At 43.7% G+C, this 14,635-nt stretch carries 11 protein-coding genes; 3 read left to right on the top strand and 8 right to left on the bottom strand.

The features are described 5' to 3' along the window. Positions 1–89 precede the first annotated feature (89 nt). The 6 genes from M917_RS08390 to M917_RS08365 all read right to left on the bottom strand — a co-directional run bounded on the left by M917_RS08390 (position 90) and on the right by M917_RS08365 (position 5,484). A complete protein-coding gene (locus tag M917_RS08390) occupies positions 90–728 on the bottom strand; it encodes an NAD(P)H-binding protein (protein WP_021814376.1) in 639 nt (212 codons plus the stop codon). A 225-nt stretch (positions 729–953) separates the two neighbouring features. After that, entirely contained in the window at positions 954–1,403 is a 450-nt protein-coding gene (locus M917_RS08385; RefSeq protein ID WP_021814375.1) for a YaiI/YqxD family protein, read from the bottom strand. Further along, complete coding sequence (locus M917_RS08380; protein WP_021814374.1) at positions 1,403–2,782, bottom strand: 5-(carboxyamino)imidazole ribonucleotide synthase; 1,380 nt, start codon at positions 2,780–2,782, stop codon at positions 1,403–1,405. The genes M917_RS08385 and M917_RS08380 overlap by 1 nt, the downstream gene beginning before the upstream one ends. 202 nt (positions 2,783–2,984) lie before the next feature. Continuing rightward, on the bottom strand, positions 2,985–3,557 hold the full coding sequence (gene purE / locus M917_RS08375; RefSeq protein WP_021814373.1) for a 5-(carboxyamino)imidazole ribonucleotide mutase: 573 nt from the start codon (positions 3,555–3,557) through the stop codon (positions 2,985–2,987). Between the two features lie 138 nt (positions 3,558–3,695). Beyond that, complete coding sequence (locus M917_RS08370) at positions 3,696–4,655, bottom strand: metallophosphoesterase (RefSeq protein ID WP_021814372.1); 960 nt, start codon at positions 4,653–4,655, stop codon at positions 3,696–3,698. A 220-nt stretch (positions 4,656–4,875) separates the two neighbouring features. Beyond that, entirely contained in the window at positions 4,876–5,484 is a 609-nt protein-coding gene (locus M917_RS08365; RefSeq protein WP_021814371.1) for a rhomboid family intramembrane serine protease, read from the bottom strand. A gap of 242 nt (positions 5,485–5,726) precedes the next feature. Between M917_RS08365 and M917_RS08360 the strand changes: the two genes are divergently transcribed. Both M917_RS08360 and M917_RS08355 read left to right on the top strand, forming a co-directional pair. Beyond that, positions 5,727–7,352 carry a hypothetical protein gene (locus tag M917_RS08360; protein ID WP_021814370.1) on the top strand — a complete coding sequence of 542 codons (1,626 nt, stop codon included), beginning with the start codon at positions 5,727–5,729 and terminating at the stop codon, positions 7,350–7,352. A 323-nt stretch (positions 7,353–7,675) separates the two neighbouring features. Continuing rightward, positions 7,676–9,292, top strand: coding sequence for an OmpA family protein (locus M917_RS08355; protein ID WP_021814369.1), 1,617 nt, complete (start codon positions 7,676–7,678; stop codon positions 9,290–9,292). Positions 9,293–9,447: 155 nt separating this feature from the next. Here M917_RS08355 and nagZ read toward each other — a convergent pair whose 3' ends face one another. Next, the gene (nagZ, locus tag M917_RS08350; RefSeq protein WP_021814368.1) at positions 9,448–10,533 is read right to left on the bottom strand and encodes a beta-N-acetylhexosaminidase; all 1,086 of its coding nucleotides are present in this window, start codon (positions 10,531–10,533) and stop codon (positions 9,448–9,450) included. A gap of 510 nt (positions 10,534–11,043) precedes the next feature. On the opposite strand from nagZ, the gene M917_RS08345 reads away from it, so the two are divergent. Continuing rightward, entirely contained in the window at positions 11,044–13,254 is a 2,211-nt protein-coding gene (locus M917_RS08345; protein WP_021814366.1) for a carboxy terminal-processing peptidase, read from the top strand. Positions 13,255–14,005: 751 nt separating this feature from the next. On the opposite strand, the gene M917_RS08340 is transcribed toward M917_RS08345, so the two are convergent. After that, the gene (locus M917_RS08340; RefSeq protein WP_021814365.1) at positions 14,006–14,491 is read right to left on the bottom strand and encodes an FKBP-type peptidyl-prolyl cis-trans isomerase; all 486 of its coding nucleotides are present in this window, start codon (positions 14,489–14,491) and stop codon (positions 14,006–14,008) included. Positions 14,492–14,635: the final 144 nt, after the last annotated feature.

Below are 14,635 nucleotides of genomic sequence, written 5' to 3'. Positions count from 1 at the left end.
TTATTCTAACTCGGCTGAGGGATAAGTGGCCTTTTTATATTCTATTTTTAACCCTTAATTTTTTCGAATTTCATCTATCGTTAGTAGATTTACACAGTAGCGATGGCTTCGGCGATGTCGATATCACCATTGTGCATATTAAAGGCTTTCTTAATGGTATTACTGGCATTCAGTACAGCAGCTAACGTGGTTGCGACGTCTTCGATTGAGTTTTCACCAGAATCACCATCATTAATGGCAATCTTACCAGTACCTGCACGCTCTTTTAGCGCACCTGGCTGTACGATGGTATAGTCAAGTGTGCTGTTATTGACTAACCATTGATCGGCATAATGCTTACAGATATAGTAGTCTTTTAGGTCGGCAATGCCAGGCGTGTTCCATTTGCTGGTGTCTAATGAAAATGCGGCACTGAGCATGATATAACGCTTGATACCTTTATCTTGTACTGCTTGAATGGTCTTAATCGCGCCATGTAAGTCAACTTCTAAGACATCCTTACTGCCAGAACCTGCCACAAAATACACCGTATCAATATCGTTGTCGATTTGGCTTTGAATGGCGTCTTTTTCAGCAGTGAGATCTAAATCGAGTTGGCTATAATTATCATCGTCAAATAAAGTTTCTTTCTGACGTGTGGTTCCAATAACCTGATGGTCATCTGCTAATAATTGCTTAACCAGTTCAGTACCTACGCGACCACTTGCGCCAATTACTAAAATTTTCATAGTCATTCCTATTGTTATATACGTTGTCGATGTTCTAAAAAGTGTCTTTGTTTTAGAAACTGACCACAGCGTAACAAGAATAGGCGGCACGCTTCGTGATGATACGTGCCGATTGCATAGTTTTTGGTTATAGAGTGTATACCGTTTGCAAGGAAGCAAAGGGTTGGTTTAGGTAGGAAGGGAGCAGTAACACATCACAATGTCAGATTTTAATTATAAAAGACATTAACGTACTAAGCGGTTTAAACCATCGGCAAACGCTTTTTTGTCACGGTCGCCGTAAGGTTTTTGTCCGCTCATTTCTTGCAGCTCTAGGACACCAGTGCCACGCATGGTATCCATAAAGTCGCGCATATTGAGCTTTTGCTTGATGTTGTTTTTGTCGTAGACCATACCGCGTGTCGTCAATACCATGCCGCCTTTGTCCAAAATATCATTGGCCAAAGGGATATCGCTGGTAATAGCAAGGTCGCCTGGTTGTATCTGCTCTACGATATAATCATCTGCCTTATCAAACCCCGACGGCACCACGGTCATGACGAGCAGCGGTGATTTACGCAGTTTAATCGGCTGATTGGCGACGAATATCGCCATGGTTTGTGTGCGTTCAGCGGTTTTGATAATCAAGTCTTTGGCTATTAATGGCACTGAATCCGCATCCACCCAAATCTGCATTATTTCTTAGCCTTATTTACTTTTGCCTGAGCATTTGTCATATTATCTTTTTGGCTGTCGCCAGTAATAATTTTGGTAACTTCCATAACTTCCGTAACTTTAGTGTTTACTAAGGATTTTTCAGCTTCAGTAGAAGTAGGAATATCTAATGCTTTTTGTTGATTATCAGCAGTAGTCGACTTTTTATCAAGACCCACTTTATTGGGCAATACTGCGATAAGTTTGGCCAAAGCAGGCTCCAAGTCAGCCACATCATTTGGCATCAAGGTAATATGAGCAATTTTACGGTCGTCACGTTCAGCCTTGTGGTAGCTATGATAATGTGCGCCATCGATATTTAGCACGGCGCTGATGTCAGGGTATTGTCCCAAGACGTTGAGCATAATTGCTGGGTGGACGTTATCGGTATCGCCTAGTGGCAAATTGACGACGGCACGAATGTGATTTTCAAATTGGCTAGTGACGGCCCCTTCAATGCTCCAATGTCCAGAATTGTGTACCCGTGGGGCAATCTCATTAGCAAGCAACGCGTCATTACCGCGTGCATCTTTGGTCACAAATAGCTCTAGCGCCATGACGCCTACATAGCCCAAATGATTCATGATCTTGGTGATGGCATCGGTTGCTTGCTGAAATAAGTGACTGGTCCCAACCGCAGGTGCTTGGGTCTTGGCCAAAATACCATGATGATGATGATTTTCGACCAAATCATAGCAACGAACCTGACCATTCTGTGCGCGTGCAGCGATAATAGAAAGCTCGCGGCTAAAGTTAATAAAACCTTCGGCAATCAAAGGGGCAGGCGTTGGCGTTAGTGAGCCCTCACCCGTAACCGCATCTTTAAGATCTTGCCATGCCGACTTGATATCACTATCTTGTCTAATCACAAACTGACCTTTGCCGTCGTAACCGCCGCGGCTGGTCTTTAAGACGATAGGCAGTCCCAATTCATGACAGGCTTGCTGCAATTCAGCTTCAGAATTGACTGCCATAAAGGGTACGGTTGCGATATCAAGCGAATTGAACATCTGCTTTTCTTTTAAGCGGTCTTGAGCGATATCAAGGGCAATAAGCGGCGGAAACATGCCTTGTTTGCTACCTGATTTTGAGAGATTAGTAAGCTGTTCAACTGTCACCGTCGGTGTGTTTTCGAACTCTAAGGTGAAAACGTCTGCTGCTGCGATGAAGTCTTCCAATTGATCGCTATGAAAGACACGACCGTATAGGCTAGCAGGGCAGTCAGCGCTATCTTCTAAAAACACACATTGGTAGCCTAGTGGCATGGCGGCTTCGGCAAGCATCATACCAAGCTGACCACCGCCTAAAATACCGATGGTACGAATGGTTTGGGTAACGGGGTAAGCGTTCGCTGTAGTCATGGCAGGCTCTTTGAATGAAAATGAATAAGGTTTTTGGTGTATCAAAATTTAAAGATGACGCTATCAAAATAGGAAAAGGTGCACTATAGGCACCTTATATTACGCTTGTATTAAGTAAAACCCATTTAAAAACAAATATCAAGTTAAGAACATTCCCACTCAAATGATTGCTATTGATGAGTTTCGCTACAATCGTTGATAATTAAACATTAATGATGCCGGGCGTTGGACTGGCAAGAATGGTTTCGGTTTGTGCCTTGCGCAAATTATCCAGCTTAGTAGCGATTGATTCATCATGCAAAGCGAGGACTTGAATAGCAAGGAGGGCAGCATTATAAGCGCCTGCCGTACCAATCGCTAACGTCCCAACAGCAACGCCTTTAGGCATCTGCACGATAGACAGTAAGCTATCCCAACCACTGAGCATAGAGGATTTGACTGGTACACCAAAGACCGGTAGCGGCGTTTGGCTGGCACACATACCAGGCAGATGAGCGGCACCGCCGGCACCAGCGATGATTACTTGTAAGCCATTATCTTTCGCACTTTTGGCATAATCAAACAATCGGTCAGGAGTACGATGGGCTGAAACCACTTCACACGCAAAAGCAATATCAAAATCTGCTAGCAACTGTGCAGCCGCGCTCATGGTTGCCCAATCGGATTGCGAGCCCATGATAATACCGACTTTGGGTTGACCAGCAGGAGAAGTGATAGGTTCGTTTTGCTCAACGGTATCGATGGTAGCTGACATAGTGGCCGATGTAGTGCTCATGCTGTGATATCCTCAAAAAGACCATCATACAAAAATTTTGCCATCTTCGTAAAGTCAAGTTTGATTTTTAATCACAAAGCGCGATGAATAGCGCTGGTTTTATTTATTTAGCAGCACGTTATAACAGTTGTACCTCGTTTATCTAGAATCAACCATATCGTGACGGTATTGCACAAAGTCACTGGGCGCTAATGGCAAAGGTCGCTCAGTATCGAGCTGATAACAAGTAAGATAACCACTATCTACCGCTGCCGAATAATCGGTACAAGCGACTTGAGGGCTAAGCGGCTCTGGCGTACCTGTCAGCCAATAATGTCCGACAAACACAGGCTTATCGGTCTTAAGAGCAAAGTCGATGTTTTCAGCCAGCACATCACTCGGAATTTGTGCCAATGCGGATAACGGCGCTCGTGCAACCTCATAGAACGTGCGTTTGTTCAGATTCTCAAGCCACCAACAGACCCTGACTCGTGTGCGCTTGGTGCCTTCTTTATCGACCATCACAATCCCATCAGGTAGCGCCGTTTCCACGCCTTTTAATACCCGCTCTAGCGCGTCAAACGGTGCAGTGTTTTCTTGAGAAGTGACTATCAGCCCATGCGGTGTTAGGCGATTAGCTTCTGTCAATAATGGCTTTAGTATCGCCATGCTATCAACATCCCAGCAGGCATGTACAAAGCACGCACAGTCAGTCTCAAGCCATAACGGCAGTTCATAAAGGCGCTGTAGCCAATATTTATGACCGTCTGAACCAAATGGCAATTCGGCCAAAAACGCCTCATGTTGGCGCACGTGTATTTCATTGTGTGAGCGCAAATACTGCTTGGCATTATGGGGATTAAGCGTGGCAAAGGCTAGCGCATTGTACTCGTGATTGCCCATTATGGCATCGGCCACATCAGCATCCAACATGGCAAAGACGATCTCCAAGGTGGCGACCTGCTGCGGGCCACGATCAATCAAATCACCAATAAATAACGCTCGATGACCAGCTGGTGGCACAAAGTGTTGGCCATTGTGAAGGTAGCCCAACTGCTGTAGCAGCCCGGTTAGTTTGTCTGCGTAGCCATGAATATCACCGATAATGTCTATAATCATAATAAACGATCAAATCTCAATGGATAAAAATGCGAAAAAAGTGAGGTAACGTTCTAAAAATATAGTCAATCCAGAATAAAAATATCACAACTATTAATTGTGTTCTACTGGGGTAAATTTTCCTCGCTGGCTGTTCGCAAGCGTGACAGATGCTTCATAAAATTTACCCCAGTAGAACGTTAACCTTTTTAAAGTGAACCAACTATCGTAGAGATACTTTCTAAAAACCAGGCGACAATAGCGCATTGATGAAGTGTGGCAGTACTTGCGGCTCTAAAATAATCGTGGCTATCACGCCAAATCCACCGCCCCACAGGTGAGCCATGTGATTGATGTTTGAGCCGCCACGTTTGTCAGCATAAATACTATAGGCAACATAAGCGACTGCAAATAATATCGCAGGGATAGGAATGATAGCAAATAAGTAGATTTTTTCCCACGGCGCGAGCAAAATAAAAGCAAACAGTACAGCTGATACACCGCCTGAAGCCCCAAGGCTTAAGTAGCTGGCATTATTTTTATTTTTAATATAGCTTGGAATCATTGCAATGATAATGGCCAACACATAAAAAACCACAAAACCATAACCGAATAAAAATGGCTGATACAAGCCCTCAATAGCACGACCAAAAAAGTATAAGGTGAACATATTAAAAAGCAGATGCATACTATCAGCATGAATAAAACCATGCGTCACAAAACGATCCCACTGGCCGTTGTTTACCGCCGGTGGATAAAAGATAAATCGATTGAATAACGCCTTGTTTTGCCATGCCAATAAGCTGACAATAACCGTAATTATAATGATAAGGGTCGTATGGTTAAACAAAAAAAATCCTTAGGCTGAGCCTGATATATGACAAAACGATGCAATTTTATGCTTTTATAGTGAATAATATAGCAGGGTATCAAGAAATGTGAGTAATGCTTCGTATCTTAATGATAATGATAATGATAGGCAGATCATAAAAGTATCTTAAAATACAGCAGATATAAATACAATAAACCGTCCATTTTTTTACAGATTCATTCTTTTACAGATTAATGGTAGGCCGAAAGAGGCAGTCAGCTATGAGTATTATCGACCAATTAGAAAAAACTGTCACGCCAGCGGTACTGGGTGACAAAAGAAATAATGTGGCCTATGTTAGTCTACTTGAGCAGTTTTATGCAATTTTAGTCGCGCGTTTAGCAGTGCCACAGGTTTATTCACAACTCATTCGTGACGATCAAATGATGGTTGCTGATAGCGTTAGAGAAAGCTCATTGTTTGAACAGTTGTGGCAAGACCCAAGTATGCAGCAGGTTATTGTCCAAGAGCTGTCAGCCACCCATCATATTGATGAGCGGGCCACGTCACAGTTGCTCATTAACACAGCGCCATTGGCTTATCATGAATTCAAAGTATTGGCCAATGGTCAATTTCTGCCAGCGTTTTTACAGGTAGAGCAGACCGCACTGCGTCAGTATCTACCAATCTGGGCAGCACCCGTGATTATCGCCGCCCAAAGCTTTAGTGACAAATCAGCTTCGAACATCGCGTCAGAGATTAATGTCATAACAAGAAATGAGACGTCTTTAGACGGCATTTATGAGGCTGCTGTAGAGACAAGGACAATAGCCGAATCCACAGCGCCTTATGTAGGAGGTGTTGATCTAGAAAAACCCCATACCTCTCTACACGATGCCTCTCTGCCTCATACCCATCTAAATACCAATACCAATGCAATTCATGCCAACCCATCAGCACATCATTGGGCAGAAAATAACAGCATGAAGCACGAAAAAGTCCGCACCCGCAATCAACGCAATGATCTACTGGTACGAGTATTTTTATTAATAGTAGCTTTGGCCGCTATGGCGCTTGCTGCTTGGGCAATATTTATCCGACCCAATAACGTTGCACCTGTAGAGCCTGTGGTAACAGAACCTGTAGTGGTAGCGCCTGCACCAGAACCGCCAGCGACAGTAATGGTGCCAGTTGAGCTAATCGTTGGCGTAGACAACAGTGGCAATCTGTCTAGCTGTAGCGCCACTGTCGGAGATGAAGCACTGCAAGGCACCTTGCAACAGGCGCTGAATGCAAGCTTCGGTGAGCAAGCAAGTCGTTGTGAATTGAACGTACAGGCAGAGGTAGCTAATACCATCGCTAACCTGCCAGCAGAGGTGTTGCCTAATGTTTTCACCATGCTCAGATCGATACCATTTGCACGTCTGCATTTGCAAAATGATCGTCTCACGTTGGCAGCGCCAGATAACTCGCTACTGCAACGACTGGTCACGGACATACGCTCTTTGGTGCCAGCCATGACAATCGATAGCGCTGCGCCACTACCATTGCCTAACAATGGCGATGTGGTAAGTGATATGACCAGTATGAATGGCATGAACCCGCAGTTTGAGAACGGTGGTATAACCCCAAATAATGAGTATGGCAATAACTATAATGGCGGCGAGGTCGCAGAGTTCCAAGCGCCAGATGATAATACGGGTGATCGTGTCATACCTGCGCCCAATAACAGTGGTTTCAACAATAACGCTAGCAATGCTCCTGATAATTTCCCTAGCAATGCCCCGACAAATAATGGATCTATAAATAGTGCGCCGACCAGACCTTCAGGTCCTATCTCACAATCAGAAGTAGACGAGATGGCAAGTAGCATCTTCGTTGCAGAACCAGCGCAAGTGAGACAATAGCTGTTTTAGCGCCTGTAAGTAACTATCGATGTAGGGCGTGTCTGTCATCGCAAGTTGTTGATATGTTAGTGACTTGTACTTCAGCTCGCTTTTGGTTACGTGTCATCACTGAAACATTACCTAACATATCATTTGCACAACAACGTGCTGATTGTGAATCAGCGCTTAATAATTTTATAATAATAACGGTTAAATATAGCTTTTGACGGCTTTTGCTGTCATGGCTCTATCTTATTTTGGCATTTTTATATCAGAATCTTATATTGTGATGCACTTTTTGGTACTCAAATTATATTAATAAATATGAATGGAGAAATTATATTATGGATATTATCAAGCATTTGACACGGACCGTCAGTCCTGCCGTATTAGGGGACGACCATAGTCCGGCTAAGCAAAATCTACTTGAGCAATTTTATGCTATTTTTGCTGCTCGCCTTGCTGATAAAGAGACTTACGGACGTTTTGCCAATGAAAACATTGCCCGTGACGATCAAGGGTTTTATGATCGCGTTTGGACAGACAGCTCGCATCAAGATCAAATCGCTCGTGAATTGGCAGGCAAAAATAATGCCGACACGACAGTGGCTCATGGTCTAATTGCGATGGCAGCGCCGCTTGCTTTCCATGAAATCAAAAGTTTGGCAGGTACTACCCCAGTACCACAGTTTTTGAATGACAATCTTGCCAGCTATCAACATCATATTCCAGTATGGGCAAGTACGGTCTTACCAGCTGGCTTGGTTGCTGCTGCCTCTGCTGGGGAACATATATCAGACACAGTCAGCACAGCGCCGCTAGTACGTGAAGAAGAAGAGAAAGGCAGCTTCATGAAAGCGCTGCTACCGATTATTGGTTTGATTATTTTGGGGGCCTTGGCTTGGGCACTGCTGCGAGGCTGCCAAGAAAATCCTGAACCTGTCGCGACGCCAGTTATGACTGAACAGCAAGCGAATAATGCAGATGGTGATGAGCCATTAGCAGTCGCAGCGGATGTCGAGCCTGCCTCACTCCGTATCGCCACGGGTGAAAATAATGAATTGTATGCCTGTCGCTTAAACGTTGGTAATGAGGCGTTACAGACCAACTTCATGAATGCCCTAAGCAGTGCATTTGGTGAAGAAGCCAATAAATGTCGCGCAGATGTAGATGATAGCTTTGCGGTGGACATGCCAGCAGCAGCGCAATTGGCAACCATATTACCTATCGTTAAAAACGTACCAAACGCTAGTATGATTATCAAAGGCGATAACATTACCGTTAATGCGCCAGATGCGGCCGCTTTGGATCAGTTAGTGACTGATTTACAGGCAGCGGCACCAGCGATGACAGTACAAGCAGAAGGTCCACTAGATTTACAAGGTGAAATCGATGACAGTGTAGCGGCAGCCGATGTCGCTATCGCAAACCTTGGAGAGAATCCAGATCCACGTGATGTTGCTCGTGCCTTAAGCATCCAAGTGATTAATTTTGAGCTGGACGAAGCTGAAATCCCTGAAGTGAATAAAGCTTTTCTTGATCGAGCTGCTAAAATTATGGCTGAAGTACCAGATTTGAATTTGATGATTATCGGTCATACGGATCAGCAAGCATCCAATGCTTACAACATGGAGCTGTCTCGTGAACGTGCTGAAGCTGTCAAAGCGTACTTAGTGTCGCAAGGTATAGACGCAAGTAAATTGTCTACAAAAGGCATGGGTGAAACAGATCCTATCGCTGATAACTCAACAGAACAAGGTCGTTTCCTTAACCGCCGTATTGAGTTTATGGTCAATGATGGCACGGTCAATGCTGCTGATGATATGACTATCGGTAATAATGCCTCAGGTAATAACAATGCACTTGATCCAGATCTCAATCCGCTTGATGGTAATAATGATGACCTGTTACCAGATGGTGATGATCCAACGCAAGGTACTGCATTAGACCCAGCGAACTAATCGTTCATCTTAAGTTTCAGATACTTATTAGTTAGTAAAAAACCGCTTCTGATATAGAAGCGGTTTTTATTTTGGCAAAAGTATAAGTCATGTGCGAGATTTTATGAATATTGGCTGTAAATATTGCCATGATTTTGACTATTTTCGATACATAACTATTGATAATTGGTAGGGTCTATTGACTGAGTAGGTTCAGTGCCAGTCTCAGTTGAAGATTGAGTATCAAAGAAAGTCTGAGTGATGTTTTGTTTTGCTTGTTGCCAATAGTCAAACTGCTGGCAAGTAGACTCAAGAGTGCCTTGCCATACAGGAATATCACCGCACATGGTCTTGATACGATTTTGATTGGGATAAGGCAGCTCCTGTGCTGCTTCCGCTGCTTCGTGAGCCGCGACGCGATCATTACATACCAGTGCAATATCACAACCTGCCTCAATCGCAGCTTTTACGCGAGCGCTGACATCACCTGCCATTTTTGCGCCTGCCATCGATAAGTCATCAGAGAAAAGCACGCCGTCGAATTTAAGATGCTTACGAATGATGTCTTTTAGCCAGATTTTAGAAAACCCTGCGGGCTTATTATCTACTTGCGAAAAAATCACATGCGCTGGCATGAGAGCATCTAGCCATGGCAGGGTTTGGGCAAATGGCTGCATGTCACTATTGATGATCTCATCTAAGCTGCGTGTATCGATGGCTTCTGATACATGCGAATCAGGTGCAATAGCGCCATGACCGGGGAAATGTTTGCCAGTAGTCGCCATCCCTGCGGCTTTCATACCGCGCATAAACTGAGTTGCTAGCGCAGTAATGGCTTGTGGCTCATGATGAAAGCTGCGATCGCCGATGACTTGGCTAACACCGTCTCTATCAAGCACAGGCGCAAAGCTTAGATCAATACCGACCGCCAGTACTTCGGTTGCCATCAAATAGCCACAGTCATAAGCGCAGTTCAATGCTCGGTTTGGATCTTGGTTGAATAAGTCGCCAAGTCTACCCATAGCGGGTAAGGGAGTAAAGCCCTCGCGCAAGCGTGCAACGCGGCCGCCCTCTTGATCAACCCCAATCAATATATCAGGATTGTGATAACGTATGTCATCGCACAATGCTCGCACTTGTGCAGCATCGGCGACGTTACGCGCAAACAATATCACGCCACCGATTTGGGCTTGTTTGATCAAGCTCACATCTTCAGCAGTCAGTGCGGTACTATCGATATCAATCATTAAAACGCCGTACATAGCGTAATCCTTATAGTGTTATGCTGTGTTGTATTATAAATTGAATGAACAAGAGCGCATAAAAGTAATCTTTTTGTCTCGTATCATGATTGCTTTATTATGACAGTTATTATCAATGTCGCATAATCTGATGGCGGCATCGATTAAAATTTGGCTGTTATTGGCTGTTAATAGAAGAAAAACAGTGACAATAAATATGACAGAAAGTTTGGTATGCGCCAGCGTAGCGTGTAATATTGCTTATACAGATTGAGACATTTTTGTATTTATCCCCATGCTACTATTGACTGATTTTTAATAATATATTGACCGCCAGTAAAGACAATTAAAAACCATGATTGAATCAAAACGACTTAAATGAAGACGAACGATAACTAAGACCACATAGACAATACTAAATATAGAATGATTTGAATGAAAAATAGTATTTACGAGCAATAAGTGATTCGATGATTTTTAACGTTGATCAAACATATAATATTATTAACTTAAAATAACTAGGTATATATGATGAAAAAACAACCAGCTCAGTGGTTACTCAGTGCAGCGTCAGTGGGTATCGCTGGTATTATTCTTACCCAAAGCTACGGTACAGCAGTGGCAGATACCAATACAGAGGGTTTTGTCCAGACCCCTGAACAAAAAGTCACCACTCGCCAAGTTGCGGCTTTATTGGATCGTAGTCACTATCTCAATCAGCCATTAGACAGTCAGACGGGTAGTGAGATCTTATCGATGTATATTGATAGCCTTGATCCCAACCATACGCTGTTTTTGCAGTCCGATGTTGATGAATTTAAGAAAAAATACGCCGATGATTTCGGTGCTCGGCTCAAACGTGGCGATTTGTCGGCGGGGGTAGAGGTGTTTGAACGCTACCGCAAACGCTCAAACGAGTATTTTGCCATTGCAAGTAAAATGCTAAAAACGGATATCGATTTGACTGGTAATGACACTATAGTGCTTGACCGTGAAAAGCTCAGTCATTTTAAAACCAAAAAAGAGCAGCGTGATTATTGGGCGCGGCAACTGAAATTTCAGTTAATGAGCATCACGTTGGGTCAAGAAGATGAAAAGGCCAAAGAAAAAGTATTTTTAAGCAATCCAGACATTACTCGCGGGCAGGACTTGGTTCGTAACGATCAGCGTACCCCAAGTGAGATTTTACAAAATCGTCTGTCACGTCAGCAAGAGCAGTTTGCTCGTCTCACCAATGATGAGATCATGGAGACTGTCTTAAATACAGCGATGCTGACGTATGACCCGCACAGCAATTACTATGCGCCAGTTCAAGCAAATGAATTGCAAATCCAATCCAGTCTACAATTAGAAGGCATTGGGGTTTCTATTCGTCCTGACCGAAAAAACCCTGATTACACTCGTATTGTCACCTTGGTAGAAGGTGGGCCAGCGGCTAAGTCTGGTCAGATTAAGCCCAATGATCTGATTATTGGCATCGCCAAAGATGGTGAGAACATGATCGATGTGGTTGGCTGGTCAACGCGTGAGATCGTCAGTCTGATTCGCGGTAAACGTGGCACATCAGTGACAATAAAAGTACGTCAGCCCAATACTCCAGATGCCAGCGCTCGTAATGTTACAGTGGTACGCGATATTATTCAGCAAGAAGAGTCTGGTGTTACCCATCGCGTCGTAGAAATACAGCGTCCTAATATCGACAAAACGCCAAAACGCATTGGCGTCCTTGAAATACCAAGCTTTTATTTGAATTATCAAGCACGTCGTAATGGGGAAGAGTACCGTAGCGTCAGCATCGATACCGAAAACGCATTAAAAGAACTGAATAAAGAAAATATTGATGGGCTAGTCGTGGATCTGCGTAACAATCCCGGTGGTTCACTAGATGAAGTTGCCAAAATGCTTGGCTTCTTTATTAAGAGTGGACCAATGGTGCAAATCCGTGACAATCGCGGCAATATTCAAGTCTACCGTGATAATGACGGCGGCGAGCAGCTTTATGATGGCAAAATGGCCGTTATTACCAACTTAGCCTCTGCGTCAGCCAGTGAAATTTTTGCTGCCGCGATTCAAGATTATGGTCGTGGGTTGGTCGTCGGTAGCACAACAACGGGCAAAGGCTCTGCGCAAATTCAGCTGGATAATTTGGCGCTCGGTTCGGCCACATTGACTCAGCGTAAGTTCTACCGTGTCACTGGCGGTAGTACACAGAACAAAGGGGTTGTACCTGACGTTGAATTGGTCAATATTTACGATGATGCCACCTTTGGTGAGCGAGCGCAGAAAAAAGCCCTGCCTTGGGATACTATCAGAACGTCACCTTACAAGCCTGAAGGCAAGTTCACTGACGATACACTAGCGACCCTTAATCAGCAGTCCAAGATACGCCAAGAGCAAAACCCACAGTTTGTTTATTTATCGGCCCTGAATGACATCCGTGACATGGATGATGAGAAAAAACCCATCAATCTAGATATCAATAGCCGCCGAGCTAAGATGCAGCTGATCGAAAAGCGTTCATTAGAAGCTGAAAATAAACGTCTCATCGCCATTGGTGAACGCCCATATTCGAATTGGAATGTGTATCAAGCAGCAATGGATGCAAAATTTGAAGAGCGTAGTCGCATGAAAGCCGCTGAGCGCCCAGAGTTACCAGAAGATGAAGCCTTTATCAATGAAGCCGCTTATCTCATGCTGAGCGCTGAACCCAAAGTGTTGTTGAGTCCCGAAGAAAAGCTATAGTCGACTCTAAATAAGACAGATACATTGTATTGCAACGCGGAACTGGTATAAATTTTTCTGGCTTGCTGCGTCTTTGTAAACAGAGGCTACGAAACTTCTCGTTTAAAGATAAGCATTCCAGTCCCGCTGACTTGTTTTTATATTGAACTCACTATATAGAAAAACTGAACAGTGCAAATTCCAACAGAATCCATGTAAGCATATGCTTACATGGATTGACGTTCAGACCTCTTACCAACCCTCGCTCAATCTGCGATTATAACTGTGCGGCACGATTGAACGAAACGGTTCATTGATACTAGGGATTGGTATCTTAAAGGTCGCATCAGGGATAGATGGTTTGCTAATTAGGGATGATAAGGCTGGAAGCCTGTCAGTTATGAGATACTCCGGGATTAAGTATCGTGTAACGTTAACATGGATGGTTAGTAATAAAAGCCTTATAACGCTTGTCGTTATAAGGCTTTGTTATGTCTGTGGGACAGCTATTATTGGGTAGAACTATCAATCATACTAACCCCAAAATATGCTTGGCTGTGTCAAACTTGCTAAGTCTACAATGCGTAGTACTTGCACTCGTCTTCCTTAAAAAGAACCAGCAGGACTGGAATAAATTTTCGTAGCCTCTGTCTGCAACGGCACTCAAGCATAAAAAAAGGCCAGCAGCCAAAGCCACCAACCTTTTTAGAGTTGTCAATAAGATCAATAATAACTTATTGCCTAACCCTTTTTCACCATTCTCTAAAAGAGATTAGTGCTCAACGCCACCAGCGCCATGTACATGGCCATGGTTTAGCTCATCTTCAGTTGCCGCACGTACTTCTTGAATTTCAACATCAAATGTTAGGCGCTTACCAGCCAATGGATGGTTTGCATCTACAGTCACTTCTTTGTCATTGACATCAGTAACGGTAACTAGCATTACTTGGCCGCCAGCTTCTGACTGAAACTGCATACCAGGTTGGATATCATCAACGCCTTGGAAGTTATCACGTGGTACATGTTGTACCGCTTGCTCTTGATATTCGCCATAACCGTCAGCAGGTTCAACAACGGCATTGACTTTTTCGCCAGCAGATTTTCCTTCTAACTGTTGCTCAAGGCCTGGAATGATGTTGCTATGGCCATGCAAATAAGCAAGAGGTTGACCTTCTGGTGATTGGTCAAGGATGTTGCCTTCGTCGTCTTTTAGAGTGTAATTGAATGTGACGGCAGTGTCTTTTGCGATAGTAGTCATAAATTATCCTAAATATATATATCTATGTAAAAATTAAATACGGTTGCAATAAACCTAAAAAATCCAATTGGCAAGCCAAATAGGCGCGTCATTAGTCAATTATGATCAGTTTATTCAAGTAACTTTAGCAGTTAGCCTCTTTAA

The organism is Psychrobacter aquaticus CMS 56 (genome assembly GCF_000471625.1).
Taxonomy (GTDB): domain Bacteria; phylum Pseudomonadota; class Gammaproteobacteria; order Pseudomonadales; family Moraxellaceae; genus Psychrobacter; species Psychrobacter aquaticus.
The sequence above is the reverse complement of the archived record's forward strand: the minus strand, read 5'-3'. Positions and strand labels throughout refer to the sequence as shown.

Excerpts from the sequence above, each read along its gene's own strand:
- M917_RS08390 (WP_021814376.1), bottom strand. The coding sequence starts at position 728 with ATGAAAATTTTAGTAATTGGCGCAAGTGGTCGCGTAGGTACTGAACTG.
- M917_RS08385 (WP_021814375.1), bottom strand. The coding sequence starts at position 1,403 with ATGCAGATTTGGGTGGATGCGGATTCAGTGCCATTAATAGCCAAAGAC.
- M917_RS08380 (WP_021814374.1), bottom strand. The coding sequence starts at position 2,782 with ATGACTACAGCGAACGCTTACCCCGTTACCCAAACCATTCGTACCATC.
- purE (WP_021814373.1), bottom strand. The coding sequence starts at position 3,557 with ATGAGCACTACATCGGCCACTATGTCAGCTACCATCGATACCGTTGAG.
- M917_RS08370 (WP_021814372.1), bottom strand. The coding sequence starts at position 4,655 with ATGATTATAGACATTATCGGTGATATTCATGGCTACGCAGACAAACTA.
- M917_RS08360 (WP_021814370.1), top strand. The coding sequence starts at position 5,727 with ATGAGTATTATCGACCAATTAGAAAAAACTGTCACGCCAGCGGTACTG.
- M917_RS08355 (WP_021814369.1), top strand. The coding sequence starts at position 7,676 with ATGGATATTATCAAGCATTTGACACGGACCGTCAGTCCTGCCGTATTA.
- nagZ (WP_021814368.1), bottom strand. The coding sequence starts at position 10,533 with ATGTACGGCGTTTTAATGATTGATATCGATAGTACCGCACTGACTGCT.
- M917_RS08345 (WP_021814366.1), top strand. The coding sequence starts at position 11,044 with ATGAAAAAACAACCAGCTCAGTGGTTACTCAGTGCAGCGTCAGTGGGT.
- M917_RS08340 (WP_021814365.1), bottom strand. The coding sequence starts at position 14,491 with ATGACTACTATCGCAAAAGACACTGCCGTCACATTCAATTACACTCTA.